The sequence below is a fragment of the Propionicicella superfundia DSM 22317 genome (assembly GCF_000423465.1).
Taxonomy (GTDB): Bacteria; Actinomycetota; Actinomycetes; order Propionibacteriales; family Propionibacteriaceae; genus Propionicicella; species Propionicicella superfundia.
Genome location: NZ_KE384021.1, coordinates 761,330 through 778,489, shown reverse-complemented (window position 1 = coordinate 778,489; position 17,160 = coordinate 761,330). Strand labels below are relative to the sequence as shown.

At 69.1% G+C, this 17,160-nt stretch carries 16 protein-coding genes; 1 reads left to right on the top strand and 15 read right to left on the bottom strand.

Annotated features, from left to right (window positions below; all coding sequences use genetic code 11):
* Positions 1 to 82: 82 nt before the first annotated feature.
* The 3 genes from fbaA to G555_RS0113430 form a co-directional block, all read right to left on the bottom strand.
* The gene (gene fbaA, locus G555_RS0113440; protein ID WP_028709258.1) at positions 83 to 1,105 is read right to left on the bottom strand and encodes a class II fructose-bisphosphate aldolase; all 1,023 of its coding nucleotides are present in this window, start codon (positions 1,103 to 1,105) and stop codon (positions 83 to 85) included.
* Positions 1,106 to 1,221: 116 nt separating this feature from the next.
* Complete coding sequence (rarD, locus tag G555_RS20070; RefSeq protein ID WP_084635253.1) at positions 1,222 to 2,181, bottom strand: EamA family transporter RarD; 960 nt, start codon at positions 2,179 to 2,181, stop codon at positions 1,222 to 1,224.
* A 74-nt stretch (positions 2,182 to 2,255) separates the two neighbouring features.
* Positions 2,256 to 2,885, bottom strand: a complete 630-nt coding sequence (locus G555_RS0113430) for a TrmH family RNA methyltransferase (protein ID WP_051209114.1) — start codon at positions 2,883 to 2,885, stop codon at positions 2,256 to 2,258.
* A 26-nt stretch (positions 2,886 to 2,911) separates the two neighbouring features.
* Between G555_RS0113430 and G555_RS0113425 the strand changes: the two genes are divergently transcribed.
* Positions 2,912 to 3,625, top strand: coding sequence for a DedA family protein (locus G555_RS0113425; protein ID WP_036923062.1), 714 nt, complete (start codon positions 2,912 to 2,914; stop codon positions 3,623 to 3,625).
* 4 nt (positions 3,626 to 3,629) lie between these two features.
* On the opposite strand, the gene pyrE is transcribed toward G555_RS0113425, so the two are convergent.
* The 12 genes from pyrE to G555_RS0113365 form a co-directional block, all read right to left on the bottom strand.
* A complete protein-coding gene (gene pyrE, locus G555_RS0113420; protein WP_036922585.1) occupies positions 3,630 to 4,181 on the bottom strand; it encodes an orotate phosphoribosyltransferase in 552 nt (183 codons plus the stop codon).
* Positions 4,182 to 4,206: 25 nt separating this feature from the next.
* A complete protein-coding gene (locus tag G555_RS20065; RefSeq protein ID WP_245581272.1) occupies positions 4,207 to 4,878 on the bottom strand; it encodes a class E sortase in 672 nt (223 codons plus the stop codon).
* A gap of 70 nt (positions 4,879 to 4,948) precedes the next feature.
* Positions 4,949 to 7,561, bottom strand: coding sequence for an ATP-dependent chaperone ClpB (clpB, locus tag G555_RS0113410; RefSeq protein WP_028709254.1), 2,613 nt, complete (start codon positions 7,559 to 7,561; stop codon positions 4,949 to 4,951).
* A 382-nt stretch (positions 7,562 to 7,943) separates the two neighbouring features.
* Positions 7,944 to 8,363: a heat shock protein transcriptional repressor HspR gene (locus tag G555_RS0113405; RefSeq protein ID WP_028709253.1), complete on the bottom strand. Its 420-nt coding sequence runs from the start codon at positions 8,361 to 8,363 to the stop codon at positions 7,944 to 7,946.
* Complete coding sequence (gene dnaJ / locus G555_RS0113400; protein ID WP_028709252.1) at positions 8,360 to 9,523, bottom strand: molecular chaperone DnaJ; 1,164 nt, start codon at positions 9,521 to 9,523, stop codon at positions 8,360 to 8,362. The genes G555_RS0113405 and dnaJ overlap by 4 nt, the downstream gene beginning before the upstream one ends.
* Positions 9,524 to 9,554: 31 nt before the next feature.
* A complete protein-coding gene (gene grpE, locus G555_RS20060) occupies positions 9,555 to 10,181 on the bottom strand; it encodes a nucleotide exchange factor GrpE (RefSeq protein ID WP_342662679.1) in 627 nt (208 codons plus the stop codon).
* A complete protein-coding gene (dnaK, locus tag G555_RS0113390; protein ID WP_028709251.1) occupies positions 10,178 to 12,031 on the bottom strand; it encodes a molecular chaperone DnaK in 1,854 nt (617 codons plus the stop codon). The genes grpE and dnaK overlap by 4 nt, the downstream gene beginning before the upstream one ends.
* Positions 12,032 to 12,190: 159 nt before the next feature.
* Positions 12,191 to 12,946 carry an iron ABC transporter ATP-binding protein gene (locus G555_RS0113385; protein WP_028709250.1) on the bottom strand — a complete coding sequence of 252 codons (756 nt, stop codon included), beginning with the start codon at positions 12,944 to 12,946 and terminating at the stop codon, positions 12,191 to 12,193.
* Positions 12,943 to 13,992 (bottom strand): iron chelate uptake ABC transporter family permease subunit, encoded by a 1,050-nt coding sequence (locus G555_RS0113380; protein WP_245581271.1) that lies wholly within the window; start codon positions 13,990 to 13,992, stop codon positions 12,943 to 12,945. The genes G555_RS0113385 and G555_RS0113380 overlap by 4 nt, the downstream gene beginning before the upstream one ends.
* Complete coding sequence (locus tag G555_RS0113375; RefSeq protein WP_028709248.1) at positions 13,985 to 15,007, bottom strand: ABC transporter permease; 1,023 nt, start codon at positions 15,005 to 15,007, stop codon at positions 13,985 to 13,987. The genes G555_RS0113380 and G555_RS0113375 overlap by 8 nt, the downstream gene beginning before the upstream one ends.
* A gap of 160 nt (positions 15,008 to 15,167) precedes the next feature.
* On the bottom strand, positions 15,168 to 16,157 hold the full coding sequence (locus tag G555_RS0113370; RefSeq protein ID WP_028709247.1) for a siderophore ABC transporter substrate-binding protein: 990 nt from the start codon (positions 16,155 to 16,157) through the stop codon (positions 15,168 to 15,170).
* A 154-nt stretch (positions 16,158 to 16,311) separates the two neighbouring features.
* Complete coding sequence (locus G555_RS0113365) at positions 16,312 to 17,139, bottom strand: ABC-2 transporter permease (protein ID WP_028709246.1); 828 nt, start codon at positions 17,137 to 17,139, stop codon at positions 16,312 to 16,314.
* Positions 17,140 to 17,160: the final 21 nt, after the last annotated feature.

Sequence of the window (17,160 nt, the reverse complement as noted above, 5' to 3'; positions counted from 1 at the left end):
GGCCGGGCTCCACCGGTCATGGCTTCGGGAACGCCGGCGGCCGGCCCCTTCGAGGGACCGGCCGCCGCGGAGTCATGCGGGATCAGCCGATGGAGTGCCCGGCCGAACGCAGGTTCTGGCACGCCTCGACGACGCGCTGGGCCATGCCGGCCTCGGCCGCCTTGCCCCACGCCCGCGGGTCGTACAGCTTCTTGTTGCCGACCTCGCCGTCGACCTTCAGCACGCCGTCGTAGTTGCGGAACATGTGCTCCACGACCGGACGCGTGAACGCGTACTGGGTGTCCGTGTCGACGTTCATCTTGATGACGCCGAAGTCGACCGCGTCGCTGATCTCCTGCGGGCTCGAGCCGGAGCCCCCGTGGAAGACGAGATCGAACGGCTTCGCCTTGCCGTACTTCGCGCCGACCGCGTCCTGGATCTCCTTGAGGACCGCGGGACGCAGCTTGACGGCACCCGGCTTGTACACCCCGTGCACATTGCCGAAGGTGAGGGCCGTGATGTAGCGGCCCTTCTCTCCGAGGCCGAGCGCCTCGACCGTCTTGAAGCCGTCCTCGACCGTCGTGTACAGCTTCTCGTTGATCTCGTTGCTGACGCCGTCCTCCTCGCCGCCGACGACGCCGACCTCGATCTCGAGGATCTGCCTGGCCTTGTTGGTCAGCTCCAGCAGCTCGGCCGCGATGGACAGGTTCTCGTCGACCGGCACGGCCGAACCGTCCCACATGTGCGACTGGAAGAGCGGGTTCTCACCCCGGGCGACGCGGTCCAGGGAGATCGCGATCAGCGGCCGGACATAGCTCTCCAGCTTGGGCTTCGGGCAGTGGTCGGTGTGGAGGACGACGTTGACCGGGTACTTCTTCGCCACCTCGTTCGCGTACTGCGCGAGGGCCACCGCACCGGTGACCATGTCCTTGATCGTGGATCCCGACGCATACTCGGCGCCGCCGGTCGACACCTGGATGATGCCGTCGGATCCCGCCTCGGCGAAGCCCTGGATTGCGGCGGTCACGGTCTGGGAGGAGGTGATGTTGATGGCCGGGTAGGCGAAGGACTTCTCCTTCGCCAGATCGAGCATCTCTGCGTACTTCTCGGGAGTTGCGATAGGCATCGGGGATCACTTTCGGTCGTAAGAGCGAACACTCGGCATTCTTCCACACAACGCCGGACGCTCCAGCGGAATCGGGGTGCCTGCCGGGCCTCTGCCCCCGGGCGCTCCGGGCCTGGTCAGCTCTGGATCTCGGGGTCGACGACGACGGCGCGCGAGCGGGCGGGACGGAGACCGTCGACGGTCAGGATGACCAGCGCGACCCACACGAGCCCGAACCCGATCCACCGCGGCAGCGGCATCACCTCGTGGTTGACCCACACGCCGATCGAGAACTGCAGGATCGGCGTCAGGTACTGGATGAACCCCAGCATGGACAGCGGGATCCGGCTCGCGGCGCCGGCGAACAGCAGCAGCGGGACGGCGGTGACGGCCCCGGCTCCCAGCAGCGCCGCCGTGTGCGGGACGCCGTGACCGAGCAGCGTCCCCGCGCCGGTCACCTGCAGCCACCCGAGGTACACCAGCGCGACGGGCGAGAGGACCGACGTCTCGACCGTCAACCCGACCAGAGGCGACACCTTGCCCCCGACGCGGTTCTTCACCAGCCCGTAGAGCCCGAAGCTGAGCGCGAGGGCGAGAGCGACCCACGGCACCTGCCCGTAGCCCACGGCGATGACGATCACGGCCACGAGCCCGACACCGACCGCGACCTTCTGCGCGGGCCGCAGCCGCTCCCGCAGGAAGACGACGGCCAGCGCCACCGTGACGAGCGGGTTCACGAAGTACCCCAGCGCCGCATCGACGATGTGGTCGTTGAGGACGGCCCACACGTACACGAGCCAGTTCAGCGACACGAGCACGCCGGCCGCCGCCAGTCCCCAGAACAACCGCCGGTTGCGCACGACCTCGACCAGATGCCGCCACTGCCGCCACAGCAGGACGCCGGCGAAGCAGAAGACGAAGGACCACAGGATCCGGTGACCGATGACCTCGACCGCACCGGCCGCCTTCACGAGTTGGAAGTAGAACGGGAACAGGCCCCACAGACCGTACGCGGCGACGGCGAGGACGAGGCCTCGGGAGCCGGCCGCACCGCCGTTCGCGTGATCCTCCGACTGCGGAACCGACTCGCCTGCCACGCGTCCCCTCCCCCCGGACACCGTGTTCGGGACGCCTCACTGTACGCGCCGCGGACCCCCGGTCGACACCGATTTCAGGCCCAGCGCAGCGCCCAGTGGTACATCGCGATCGCGGCCGCCGCACCCGCGTTGAGGGATCGCGTCGAACCGTACTGGGTGATCGCCACGAGGCGCTCACAGGCCGCGACGACGTCCGGGGTGAGCCCGGGCCCCTCCGACCCGAAGACGAGGCAGCAGACGGGCGGCAACTCGGTGCGTTCGAGCGGGACCGACCCGGGCAGGTTGTCGACGCCGATGAGCGGCACGGCCTCTCCCGCGGCCCAGGAGACGAACTCCTCGACCGTCGCGTGATGGGACACGTGCAGGTAGCGATCGGTCACCATCGCGCCGCGGCGGTTCCAGCGGCGACGGCCCAGGATGTGCACGCCCGCGACGTTGAACGCGTTGGCCGTGCGGACGATGGAGCCGATGTTGAAGTCGTGCTCCCAGTTCTGGATGGCGACGTGGAGCCGGTGCCGACGGGCGTCCAGGTCGGCGACGATGGCGGGCACCGTCCAGTAGCGGTAGCGGTCGGCCACGTTGCGGCGGTCCCCCTCGGCGAGCAGGGCGGGGTCGAGCCGATCGTCGACGGGCCACGGGGGCGGATACGGCCCGACCCCCGGTGCGGCCGACACTGCCGGATCGTCGTCTTTGTGGGCTCCCATGGAGGGCCAGGGTAGTCTCGGTGAACGTGACGGTCTCACTTCCGCTCCTGCTGGCGCCCCTGCTGCTGCCCGACTGGCTCGACCCGGAGTTCATCATCATGTCTCTGGGCAACTGGGCGCTGTGGGGTGTCGCTCTCATCGTCTTCGCGGAGTGCGGCCTCTTCTCCCTGCTGCCCGGCGACTCTCTCCTGTTCACCGTGGGCATGTTCGTCGCCCTCGGCACCATCACCTTCGGCGACCTGTCCTCGGGCTGGGTCCTGGCGATCTGCTGCCTCGTCCTGACGATCGCCGCCGTCCTCGGGAACATCAGCGGCTACTACCTCGGCCGGCTGATCGGCCCGCCGTTGTTCAAGCCCCGCTCGGGGTTCATGGGCAAGGTGTTCAACCCCAAGTACGTCGAGATGACCCACGGCTTCTTCGAGAAGTACGGGTCGCGCGCACTGATCCTGGCCCGCTTCGTCCCGATGGTGCGGACGTTCGTCACCCTCGTCGCCGGCGTCGGCAAGATGGAGTTCCGCAAGTTCATCACCTACACCGCCATCGGCGGCGTCCTGTGGGCCACGGGTGTCACGGTGCTGGGGTATTTCCTCGGGACGATCCCGATCGTCCATCAGAACATCGAGGTCGCACTCGTCCTCATCGTCCTGGTGTCGCTGGTGCCGATGGGCGTCGAGTACGTCATGGCGAAACGCCGCGGCAAGGCCGAAGCGGCCGCGGTCACGTTCGCCGAGGCCGAGTAGGTCCTCAGGCGAGACCGAGGTCGGTCGTCGTCGCCGCGGCCCGGTAGGGGTAGCCCGCCGCCTCGATCCGCTCACGTGCGCCGGTCTCGCGGTCGACGATGACGGCGACGCCCACGATCTGTCCGCCCGCCTCCCGCACCGCCTCGGCGGCGGTGAGCACCGACCCGCCGGTGGTGCTGGTGTCCTCGACGAGCAGCACGCGCCGCCCGGCCACGGGCGTCCCCTCGATCCGCCGCTGCAGGCCGTGGCTCTTGGCCTCCTTGCGCACGACGAACGCGTCGAGACGCCGCCCTTCCGCCGCGGCGGCGTGGAGCATCGCCAGAGCCACCGGATCGGCACCCAGCGTCAGCCCGCCCACGGCCTCGAACTCGAGGTCGGCCACGAGGTCGCGCATGACCCGCCCCACGAGGGGCGCGGCGGCACCGTCGAGGGTGACGCGGCGCAGATCCACGTAGTACGGCGCGGTCCGCCCGCTGGCCAGGGTGACCTCGCCCCGGATCACGGCGAGGTCGCGGATCAGGGCGTTGAGATCCGCGCGGTCCTGTTCGATCGTCATGGGCGTTCCTTCCGGGGGACGAGACTCACTTCTTCTGGCTCGACACGAGATGCCCGAACCCGATCGACCGATCCGGAGAGGAGAAGAAGTCCTGGCAGGTCGTGAGGGTGATCAGCGCCTTCGTCGGCTTCTCGTCGGGCTTCCCGGGCACGGAATCGAGAACCCAGGTGTCGGTGTTCTTCACCGTCAGGTCGGCGGGCGAGTTGTCGAGCTCGTAGGTGTAGATGTACGTCCGTGTCTCCACGATCACCTGCGAACCGGCCTTCAGGTCGAGCAACTGGTCGAACGGACGGCCGTGGCCCGACCGATGACCTGCGACGGCGAAGTTGCCGATCTCGCCGGGCATCGCGGTGTTCTCGTACCAGCCGAGGCCGCGCATCAAGGTGTCCTGGTCGGTGCCCACCAGCACCGGCTGCTCCCAATCCGACCCGAAGTCGGGGATCCGCAGGATCGCGATCCCGTCGCCGGGGATCGGGGTGCTGCTCGCCGACGGCGTGGACCAGACCTCGCGGAGCTTCTGCTTCTCGGCCTTCTGCGCCTCCACGGCAGGGATGTTCGTCCCCCAGAACTCCCAGGCGAACCACGACAGCGCGCCGACACCGAGGGCGAGAAGGATGACCCCGACGACCAGAGGCGCCCGCGGACGCCGCCGCTTTTCCTTCACCTGCGCGCGTCTCGGCGTCTCGGTATCCGTCACGGGCGCCATTGTAGGGGATCGCCCCGCGGCGCCCGGAGGGCGGGCACGCCCCCCGCGCCGTGCTCGCCGGTCAGGCCGTGGCCGCCGGGTCGCCGGCCGGCTCCGACACGACCTCCAGCCCGTCCCGGTCGGTGGCGACGTCGAACGTCACCGTCTGCCCGTCGCCCAGCGAGCCGTCGAGGAGCCCGCGCGCGAGTTCGTCCTCGATGGCCGTCTGGACGAGCCGCTTGAGCGGGCGGGCGCCGTACACGGGATCGAACCCGGTGAGAGCCAGCCACTCCTTCGCCGCCGGGGTGAGGACGACCCGGATGCGCCAGTCGGCCAGCCGCGCGTCGAGCCGGTCCAACTGGATCGAGACGATCTTCGACAGCTCCTCGATGCCCAGCGGGTCGAACATCACGATGTCGTCCAGCCGGTTGAGGAACTCGGGTTTGAACGCCTGCCGGACGACGCCCATGACGGCGTCCTGCTTCGTCCGCTCGTCGAGGGACTGGTCGGCGAGGAACTGCGATCCCAGGTTCGACGTGAGGATCAGGATGACGTTGCGGAAGTCGACCGTTCGCCCCTGCCCGTCGGTGAGGCGGCCATCGTCCAGGACCTGCAGCAGGATGTTGAACACCTCCGGGTGGGCCTTCTCGACCTCGTCGAGGAGGACCACCGAGTACGGGCGGCGCCGAACGGCCTCGGTGAGCTGACCGCCCTCCTCGTAGCCGACGTACCCCGGCGGGGCACCCACGAGGCGGGACACGGCGTGCTTCTCGGAGTACTCGCTCATGTCGATGCGGATCATCGCCCGCTCGTCGTCGAAGAGGAAGTCCGCCAGCGCCCGCGCCAGTTCGGTCTTGCCGACACCGGTCGGGCCGAGGAACAGGAACGACCCGGTGGGCCGGTTCGGATCGGAGATGCCCGCCCGGGCCCGGCGCACGGCATCGGAGACCGCCGCCACGGCCTTGTGCTGTCCGATCAGCCGGTGCCCGAGCTCGGTCTCCATGTTGAGCAGCTTCTCGGACTCGCCCTGCAGCAGCCTGCCCACGGGGATGCCCGTCCAGGACGCGACGACCTCCGCGATGTCGGTCGCCGAGACCTCCTCGGACACCATCGGCGGATGGGTCTCCTCGTCCTTCGACGCGGTCTGCATCTCGGCCTCCAGCGTGGGAATGCGGCCGTACAGGATCTCCGACGCCTTGCCCAGGTCCCCCTCGCGCTGGGCCCGCTCCGCCTCACCACGGAGCTTGTCGATCTGCTCCTTCAGGTCACCGACCCTGTTCAGACCCGACTTCTCGGCCTCCCACCGAGCCTCCAGCGCCCGCAGCTCCTCCTTGGCGTCGGCCAGCTCGGCCTGCAGTCGGCCGTACCGCTCGCGGCTGGCCGGATCGGTCTCCTTCTCCAGCGCCAGGGCCTGCATCGTCATCCGGTCGATGCCGCGGCGCAACTGGTCGATCTCGACCGGTGACGAGTCGATCTCCATCCGCAGCCGCGACGCCGCCTCGTCGATCAGGTCGATCGCCTTGTCCGGAAGCTGGCGAGAGGTGATGTACCGGTTCGACAGGGTCGCGGCCGCGACGAGTGCCCCGTCGGTGATGCGCACCTTGTGGTGGCCCTCATAGCGCTCGCGCAGTCCGCGCAGGATCGCGATCGTGTCCTCGACGCTCGGCTCCCCGACGAAGACCTGCTGGAAGCGGCGCTCCAGCGCGGGGTCCTTCTCGATGCGCTCGCGGTACTCGTCCAGTGTCGTCGCGCCGATCATCCGCAGCTCGCCGCGAGCCAGCATCGGCTTCAACATGTTGCCGGCGTCCATCGACGAGTCGCCGCTCGCACCGGCCCCGACGACGGTGTGCAGTTCGTCGATGAACGTGATGATCTGCCCCTCGGCGTCGCGGATCTCGTTGAGGACGGCCTTCAGCCGCTCCTCGAACTCGCCGCGGTACTTCGCGCCGGCGACCATGGAGGCCAGGTCGAGCGCGACGACGCGGCGCCCGCGCAGCGAGTCGGGGACGTCCCCGGCGACGACCCGCTGTGCCAGCCCCTCGACGACAGCGGTCTTGCCGACGCCGGGCTCACCGATCAGCACCGGGTTGTTCTTGGTGCGCCGGGCCAGCACCTGGACGACGCGCCGGATCTCCTGGTCCCGGCCGATGACCGGGTCCAGCTTCCCCTCGCGCGCCCGCGCGGTGAGGTCGATCGAGTATTTGTCGAGGGTGGACGACGCGCCCTCCTCCTCCGGGCTGGTCACGCGGCGGTCGCCGCGGGCCTCGTCGAATGCACTCTCGAGGTCGGACGTCCGCACGCCGAGGTCGGCGAGGATCTTGCGCGCGGGCGAGTCGATGGCCGACAGGGCCAGCAGCAGATGCTCCGTGGCGACGAACTGGTCGCCGAGCTTCAGCGCGCGCGTCTCCGCGTCGGCCAGCACCCGCGCGAGCGAACCCGACATCGTCGGTTGGGACACCGTGGAGCCGCTGCTCGACGGCAGCTTCGTGATCTGTCCCTGAGCGGCCGCCGAGACGATCTCGGGCTGCGCCCCGACGCCGGAGAGAAGCGTGGCGACGCCGTTGTTCTCGGGCACCAGCAGCAGGGCGTACAGCAGATGGACGGGCTCCGCCTGCGGGTTCCCCCGGGTCAGGGCCTCCCGTACCGCGGCGCTGACGGCGTCGCGGCTCTTCGCGGTCAGTTTGGACGTGTCCATGTGGTTGGTTCTCCATCGCAGGATCAAAGTTGAGTTCACCAGACTCAACCATGGGGTTGGTTTGTCTATTCCGCCCCTGGTGAGGGGCGCGACCCGGCGGAGCCTCCACCGTGCCCTGAGGGCAGGTTGACGTTTCCCTCGGGTATTCGTAGTTTTGTTGAAGCTGTTCCTCGTCCCCCCGGCGAGAACGGCATCGTGCTGACCGTGAATCCGCCGCCCGTGGCGGTGGAGCCGAACGTCAGTGTCGCGGACCGCCTATCGGCACCAATTCCCCCCGGATTCCGATAGACGGTTCGCGACGTTCCGGGGCCGCTTTCCACGATCCGCCCGAGCCTGTGGCCGCCGCGTCCCGGCGACCGTGGGCCGACGCAGCCGCCGGTCCTCAGCGAGTGAGCGCCAGCAGCCGCCGGCGAGGCGCCGAGCGGGCTCCCAGCCGGACGTCCCCGCCGGAGTCCGCGGTGAACAGCCGCGACGCGGCAGGCACCGCACGCGCCGCGCGCAGCGCATCGGCGAGGCTCTCCACCTGCTCGGTGAGGTCGTCCACCTCGGCCTGCAGCCGGAGGATGTGCCGAATGCCGGCGAGGTTGATCCCCTCGCCCTGCGACAGGCGCTGCACCAGACGGAGCCGGTCGACGTCGCGGGCCGAGTACCGTCGTCCCCGGCCGCGCGCGCGGCGCGGGACGACGAGCCCGAGCTTGTCGTACCCGCGGAGCGTCTGCGGGTGCATGTCGGCAAGCCGGGCGGCCACCGAGATCGTGAAGACGGCGGCGTCGCGGTCGATGATCGCCGGCAGGGTGGTCATGTCCCGACCGCCTCGGCGAACAGACGGGCCCGCGGATCGCCCTCGGGCGCGGCGGCCTCATAGGCGCGAAGGGCGTCCCGGGCCTCGTCGGTCAGGTGGTGCGGAACGGTGACGTCGATCGTGACCAGCAGGTCGCCTCGCTCCCCGTTCTTCTTCGCGACCCCCCGGCCACGCACCCGCAGCACCTGCCCGTTGCGCGTGCCGGCAGCCAGTTTCAGCCGCACCGGACCGCCGGACAGCGTGGGCACCTCGATCTCGGCGCCCAGCGCCGCCTCCGGGTACGTCACCGGCACGGTGATCGTCACGTTCTCTCCCGAACGGCCGAAGACGGGATGCGGCCGCACATGGACGAGGACGTACAGGTCCCCCGCGGAGCCGCCGTTGTCTCCCGGCCCGCCTTTGCCCTTGATGCGCAGCCGCTTCCCGTCGTCCACGCCGCCGGGGATGCGGACCTGCAACGGTGTCGTCGACACCGCCCGGCCCGACCCCTGGCAGACAGGGCAGGGATCGTCCACGATGAGACCGCGTCCGCGGCAGTCGCGGCACGGCTCGCTCACCGCGAACACCCCGCCCGCGTTGGACGTCTGCATCCCGGACCCCTGACACGTCGGGCACACCCGCGGAGTCGTCCCCGGGCGGGCACCGGTGCCGTGGCAGTTCGCGCACGCGGACTCGGAGTTCGTCAGGAGCGACACCGTGATGCCCTCGACCGCCTCGCGGAAGTCGATCGTGGTCTCGCCCTCGATGTCATGCCCACGCCGGGGCCCGCGCCCGCCCGAGCGACGCGACGCGCCCTGGCCGAACAGGTTTCCGAACAGATCGCTGAACCCGCCGTCGCCCGCGGTGCCGGACCGACGGAACAGATCCTCCATCGACGGACCGCCCGCGGTACCGCCCTGGCCACCCGGAAACCGGAACCCGGCCCCGAACAGCTTGCGCGCCTCGTCGTACTCCTTGCGCTTGTCGGCGTCGGAGAGGACGTCGTAGGCCTCGGTGACCTCCTTGAAGCGATCCTCGGCCGCCTTGTCGCCGGCGTGCTGATCGGGATGGTTCTCCCGGGCCAGTCGCCGGAACGCCTTCTTGATCTCGGCCGCGGACGCATCCTTGGAGACGCCGAGGACCTTGTAGTAGTCCTTCTCGAGCCAGTCCTTGGTGCTCACCGGACGCCTCCTTCCTTCCTCTGTCGCCTCGTCATTCCTCCGTCGCGGGCTGTGCCACCCCGACGCGGGCGGGTCGCAGCACCTTGTCGCCGACGCGGACTCCGCGCTGCATCACAGCGGCGACGGTCGGTTCGGCGACCGGGCCCGCCTCGTACGGCATCTGCATCAGCGCCTCGTGCAGCATGGGGTCGAACGCGTCCCCCGGTTCGCCGAACACCTCGACGCCGTGCTTCGCCGCCAGCCGTTCGAGCTCGTCGGCCACCAGCTTGAAGCCACCGTCGAGCTCGCCGTGCTGGCGGGCCGCCTCGATGCTGTCGAGCACCGGCAGCAGGTCGGAGATGACGACCTCCACGCCGCCCTGCCGGGACAGCGCCCTGTCGCGATCGACGCGCTTCTTGTAGTTCGCGTACTCCGCCTGGAGCCGCTGCAGATCCGCAGTGCGCTCGCCGACGAGTTCCTCCAGCTCACGCACCTTCGCCATCGCGATGGGCTCGGCTTCGAGAAGCTCGCCCTCGACCGCCTCGGCCGGCTCCTCCTTCCCCTGCTCGGGCTGCGGGGAAGGAGGCCGGCGGACCTGCCCGGTCTCGGGATCTATGCGTCGCCGGTCGCGAACGACCGGTCCCTCGCGTTCCTCCTCGGGCACATCCCTCTGCGTCACTTGTCGTCCTTGCCCTCGTCGTCGACGATCTCGGCGTCCACCACGTCCTCCGCGCCCGCGGTCTCGCCCGTGGCGTCGCCGCCCCCCGCCTCGGCGGAGGCCTGCTGCGCCTGCGCGGCGCTGTAGATCGCCTGGCCCATGGCCGCGGCCTTCGTGTTGAGGTCGTTCATCGCGTTCTTGACGCGGTCGTTGTCCTCGCCCTTCAGCGCCTCGGTGAGTTCGTCGAGGGCGGTCTGCACCGGCGCACGCACGTCGTCACCGATCGTCTCGGCGTTCTCGGACAGGATCTTCTCGGTGCGGAACACCAGGCTGTCGGCCTCATTGCGCAGGTCGACGGCCTCACGGCGGGCCTTGTCCTCGGCGGCGTGCGCCTCGGCGTCCCGCATCATCTTGTCGATGTCGTCCTTGGCGAGGGCCGACCCGCCGGTCACGGTCATCGACTGCTCCTTGCTGGTGGCGAGGTCCTTCGCGTACACGTGGACGATGCCGTTGGCGTCGATATCGAAGGTGACCTCGATCTGCGGCACGTTGCGCGGCGCCGGGAGCAGGCCGGTGAGTTCGAAGTTGCCCAGCGACTTGTTGTCGCGGGCGAACTCGCGCTCGCCCTGGTAGACCTGGATCATCACCGACGGCTGATTGTCCTCGGCCGTCGTGAACACCTCGGAACGCTTGGTCGGGATCGTCGTGTTGCGTTCGATGATCTTCGTCATGACGCCGCCCTTGGTCTCGATGCCGAGCGACAGCGGGGTCACGTCGAGCAGCAGGACGTCCTTCACCTCGCCCTTCAGGACACCGGCCTGCAGCGACGCTCCGAGCGCGACGACCTCGTCGGGGTTGACGCCCTTGTTGGGCTCCTTGCCGCCGGTCAGCTCCTTCACGAGGTCGACGACGGCCGGCATCCGGGTGGAGCCGCCGACGAGGATCACGTGGTCGATCGAGCTGACCGTGGTCTTCGCGTCGGAGATCACCGCGTTGAACGGTGCACGGCAGCGATCGAGCAGATCCTGCGTCATGCGCTGGAACTCGGCCCGCGTCAGCTTCTCGTCGAGGTGCAGCGGGCCCTCGGCGCCGGCCGTGATGTACGGCAGGTTGATGCTGGTCTCGGAGGCGCTCGAAAGCTCGATCTTGGCGCGCTCAGCGGCCTCCTGCAGCCGCTGGCGGGCCATCTTGTCGGCGGCCAGATCGATGCCGTACTTGTTCTTGAACTCCTTGACGAGCCAGTCGACGATGCGCTGGTCCCAGTCGTCGCCGCCCAGGCGGTTGTCGCCCTTGGTGGCCTTGACCTCGAAGACGCCGTCGGAGATGTCCAGCAGCGAGACGTCGAAGGTGCCGCCGCCGAGGTCGAAGACGAGCACCGTCTGCTCGGTGTCGCCCTTGTCCAGGCCGTAGGCGAGTGCTGCGGCGGTGGGCTCGTTGATGATCCGGTCGACGACCAGGCCCGCGATCTCGCCGGCCTCCTTGGTGGCCTGTCGCTCCGCGTCGCCGAAGTAGGCGGGGACGGTGATGACCGCGTTGGTGACGGGCTCGCCGAGGTAGGCCTCGGCATCCCTCTTCAGCTTCTGCAGGACGAAGGCGCTGATCTGCTGCGGACGGTAGTCCTTGCCGTCGACGGCGACCTTCCAGTCCGTGCCCATGTGGCGCTTCACCGAGCGGATGGTGCGGTCGACGTTGGTCACGGCCTGCCGCTTGGCGACCTCACCGACCAGCACCTCACCGCCCTTGGCGAACGCGACGACCGACGGTGTCGTCCGGGCGCCCTCTGCGTTCGGGATGACGGTGGGCTCGCCACCCTCCAGGACGGCGACGACCGAGTTGGTGGTGCCGAGGTCGATACCGACTGCACGTGCCATGTGTGGTTCCTCCAGTGAGTTCGAATGCGAGGTTGAGCCTACCACGCTCAATTCCTCATCTTCAGTCCACCCGGCTCAACCCTGGGCGAGCCAGGGTTATTCCCGCCGTTGCCCTGGATCGCCACGTCGCCGGATACCCACCCACCCTCCCCGGCACGATCAGTAGTAGACCGCGAGCCTGCCGCGTGGCCCGTCCACGACGTCCACAGGAGTGTCGAAGATCTCGGTGAGCACGTCGCCGCGCATGATCTCCTCGGGCAGGCCGACGTGGACGATCCGGCCGTCCTTGATCGCGCAGATGCGGTCGGCGTAGTGGCTTGCGAAGTTGACGTCGTGCAGGACGATGACGATGGTGCGGCCGAGCTCGGTCGCCGCCCGGCGAAGATGGTGCATCATCTGCACGGAGTGCTGCATGTCGAGGTTGTTGAGCGGCTCGTCGAGCAGCAGGCAGTCGGTGTCCTGGGCCAGCACCATCGCGACGTACGCCCGCTGCCGCTGCCCGCCGGAGAGCTCGTCGAGATAGCGGCCTTCGAGCTCCCCCATGCCGAGGAAGTCGATCGAGCGACTGACGATCTCCTCGTCGCCGAGCGTGAGCCGGCCGCGCGAGTACGGAAACCGGCCGAAGCCCACGAGCTGCCGGACGGTCAGGCGCGCCACGAAGTGGTTCTCCTGGCGCAGGATCGACACGATCTTCGCGAGATCCTTCGACGGCGTCGTCGCGATGTCGAGCCCCGCGACCTCGATGGCCCCCTCGTCCATCGCGAGCAACCGGCCGATCATGGTGAGCAGCGTCGACTTTCCCGCGCCGTTGGGCCCGACGAGCGCCGTGATGCCGCCGGCCGGTATCGTCAGGTCCACCGGGCCGATGGCGACCTCGGAGCTGTAGCTCTTCGCGACCGACGTGAGCGTGATCACAGCCGCCCCTTTCTCAGGATGTAGGCGAGGAAGAACGAGCCTCCGACGATCTCGATGATGACGCCGACCGCGCCCTGCGCGTAGAACACGTTCTTGAGCACGAAGTACGCGCCTGCGAGGACCACGAACCCGGTGAGCCACGCGACCGGGAAGATGAGGCGGTGGTCGTAGGTGTCCGCGAGCTGATAGGCGATCATCGCGACGAGGAACCCGAAGAAGGTCATCGGCCCGACCAGTGACGTCGATACCGCCATGAGGACGGAGACCAGCAGCAGCACCACGATCGTCTGACGGCGATGGTCGGCGCCGAGGTTGATCGCGGTGTCCCGTCCGAGCCCCAGCACGTTGAGCCGGCCCGCCCCCAGCCACAGCGTCGCCCCGGCGGCGGCGGCGAGCGGCACGGAGACCGCGAGGTAGCTCGCATCGGCATTGGCGATGCTGCCGATGAGCCGGGCGGTCAGCAGGTCGAACTCGGTCGGCGTCAGAAGCCGCTGCATGAACGAGGCGAGCGCGCCGAGGCCCCCTCCGAGGATCACGCCGATGAGCAGCATGATCTGGAGGTTCGCGTACTTCCCCGAGAGGAGCCAGCCGTAGAGCCCCGCCGCGAAGGCCACCATGAGCGCCACCTGCAGGACGAACTGCCACACACCCTGGACCGCGATGATCCCGGCGGCGCCGAGGAAGAACACCGCCGAGGTCTGCACCAGGCGGTACAGCGACTCGAAGCCCATGATCGACGGGGTGATGATCCGGTTGTTGGTCACCGTGTGGAACGAGACGGTCGCGATGGCCTGGCAGAACGCGACCACGACGATGATGACGAGGCTCGTCGCCCGCAATTCGGCGATTCGCCAGAACCCGGTGCTGCCGAACGGCATGGGGTTGTCCCAGGCGAGGGTGCCGGACGCCACGAGGACGGCGAGGGTGGCGAGGACCGCCAGGATGGTCGCGTAGCGTCGTCCGGCGCGCGCGGTCGGCAGCGCACCCGAATGCCGCTGCCCCGCCACGACCCGCGGGCCGGGCCTGGTCACGGTGCCCTCAGCCACGGCGCCGCGCCCTCAGCAGAAGGAGGATGAACACGACCGCTCCGAGGACGGCCAGGATGGTGGCCACCGGGACCTCGAAGGGCATGACGATGACGCGCCCGATGATGTCGCAGACCGTGACCACCCAGATCCCGAGCAGGCACACCCACGGAAGGTTCGACCGGAGGTCGTCGCCCCGGAACAGCGACACGATGTTCGGCACGATGAGGCCCAGGAACGGAAGGTTCCCGACCACGACCGTGACGATGCCGGTCGCGGCGGCGATGAGGCCGGTGCCGAGCAGGACGACGCGGTTGTAGTTCAGACCCACGTTGGTGGCCACGTCCTGCCCCAGCCCCGCGACGGTGAACCGGTCGGCGGCGACGAACACCGCGACGACGACGATCACGACGGCCCACAGCGGCTCGTACTGCCCCTGCAGCACGGAGGTGAAGGAGCCGAGGAACCAGACCCCCATGCTCTGGAGCATGTCGGTGGACAGCGCGATGAAGGTGGACACGGCGCCGACGACGGCGCCCAGCATCATGCCGACGATCGGCACGATGATCGAGGACCGGAGCGTGACGCGGCGCAGGAACCCGAAGAAGACCATCGTGCCCACGAAGGCGGTGAGCACGGCGCCGGTCATCTTTACGAGCAGCGGCGCCTCCGGCATCACGATCATGATCAGCAGCAGGCCGAGGCCCGCCCACTCGGTGGTTCCTGCGGTGGACGGCTCCACGAAGCGATTCTGGGTGAGCTGCTGCATGACCATGCCGGACATCGCCATCGCGGCACCGGCGAGGACGAGGGCAATCGTGCGGGGGATCCGGGTGATCGCGAACATCTCCGCACCGTCCTCGGCACCGAGGATGTCGTAGACGCCGACGAACAGGGAGAGCGCGACAAGTCCGGCCGTCGCGGCGAGCCCGGCGAGCAGCGGCCAGGTGAACAAGCGGCTCTTCGGGACCCGGGCGCGAACGGGCGCGGCCGGGGACGTGACGGCCGGCGGGAGGTCGGTGAGTGATTCCGTCATGCGGGAGCGGGACCGGTGGGGCGACGGATCGCGGGCGGACGTCCGGATCGTCCGGCGGGGCCGGCCGCCGGACGGTCGTCGGAGCCGGGCCGCCGCGGCGGTGCCTGCCGGAGTCCGGACCGGCACCGCCGCCGACGGCCTGTCGCCTCCGGCGGACGCGTCAGCTCTTCTCCAACTGCTCGGCCAGCGAGGTAAAGAAGGCCGTGTACGTCTGGATGCCCTCGTTCACATAGGTGAACTGCGGCATGTACACGATGTTGCCCTGCTGCACCGCGGTCACGTTCTTCAGCGCCGCCGAGCCGGCAAGCAGTTCGTTCGCCGGGGTGTAGGAGCCGTCCGTCGAGTTCGCACTCACCGCCGCGTCGCGGTCCATGACCAGGATCCAGTCGGGATTGGACGCGGCGATCGCCTCCACCGAGATGTCGTCGCCCTGGTGATCGCTGGACCCGTCGGCCGTGAGGGCCGGCGTCAGATCGAGGATCTCGAACACCGGGCCGAGGGTGCGGCCCGTTCCCGGCGCCGCGTAGTTGATCTCGCCGCCGGAGGTGATGACCGCCATCACGGTGTCCGACGAGTCATAGGCCTTCTTGACCCGTTCGATCGAGGCGTCGAAGTCGTCGATGAGCCGCTGCGCGTCCTCCTCGTGGCCGAAGACCTTTCCGAGCACCTCGACCTGGCGCTTCAGTTCCTCGTCGAAGGGCTCGCCGTCGCGCGGATCGAGCTCGATGATCGCGGCGTCCGGGGCGAGGGTCTTCAGCTCCTCGTACCGGGAGGCGAACCGCTGCCCGTTGATGATCAGGTCCGGCTCGACGGCGACGACAGCCTCCAGGTCGGGTTCGTTGTGCGATCCGAGGTTCACGATCGACGAATCCGTCTTGTACGGGTTGCCGGCGGGGATGAGGTCGACAGGCGCCGCCTTCAGGGTGACTCCCCAGTCGGCGAGCGTCTGGAAGACGCGGTTGTCGGTCGCGACCACACTCTTCGGCGGGATCGCGATGGTCTGGACGCCGTGGTTGTCCTGGACCTCGATGTTCGCGGGTGCTGCCGTGGTCTCCTCGGCTGTCGGGCTCGCGGAACAGCCCGCGAGGACGAACGCGAACGCGGTCGAGACCGCGGTGAGCGCGACGAATCGGCGACGCAACGTGTGCATGGTCAAGGAACTCCCATTCATCTGGCGACGTCGGTGCTGAGTCACGACCGACAGGACACTGGCAGGCCGCCGAACCTCGACGATGCGGGCCACAGCCTGCGCTCAGTAAGAGAAGGCTAGCCTAAGTTTTCAAGCAAAGCGATGCCTCTTCTCATCACGTGGCTTCGCGGCGTCCCCAGCGCCACATCCCGATCGCGAGCGGGACGCCGATCCAGATCAGCGTCGTGACGGCGAGATGCGCCCAGGCCTGAGAACCCATCTCCCACAGCAGGAGCGGCGACTGCGCCGTCGTGGGATTGACCCACGGGTCGATGTCGGCGTAGGGCCTCCACGCGAAGCTGATGAGCGACGTCATCGCGAGCACCGTCGGGAGCAGGAAGGAGGTCACGATCGCGGCCGGGCCGTTCAGCATCAGCAGGCCGAACCCGGCGCCCATCAGGGCTCCGAGCACCGCGACGAGGACGACGCCGAACACCGGCCCCGCCTGCAGGCTCCAGTCGAGCCCCACCCCGAAGATCGCGTGCGCGAGGCCCATCAGCCCAGCCGCCACCGGGAACGCGATCACCGTCGCGAGGACGGTCACCGTGAGGATCACGACCAGCTTGGCGGCGAGCACGCGCTGCCGGCGGGGCTCGAGGACGAAGGTCGTCAGCACCGTGCGCTGTCCCCATTCACTCGTGATCGTGAGGATGCTCAGCACGGTGAGGAACAGGGTGAGAACGCCCGCGGCGCTCTGGGCCGACGTCAACAGGTCGACCCGTCGGCCCGCGAGTTCGGCGTTCGCCGTGTAGGCGTAGGCGAGAAGGAGGACGTTGGCGGCCGTCACCGCCAGCGTGACGAGGCCGGTCGCGATCAGCAGCCAGAAACCGGACCGCGTGTCGACGAGCTTGCGCGCCTCGGCGGCCACGAGGCGCCCGAAACCGACCGTTGCGGCGGCGCGGTGAGCGGAGGACAGGGGGGCGACGGAGGCAGAGGTGGTCATCGGAGGCCTGTTCTGTGTCGG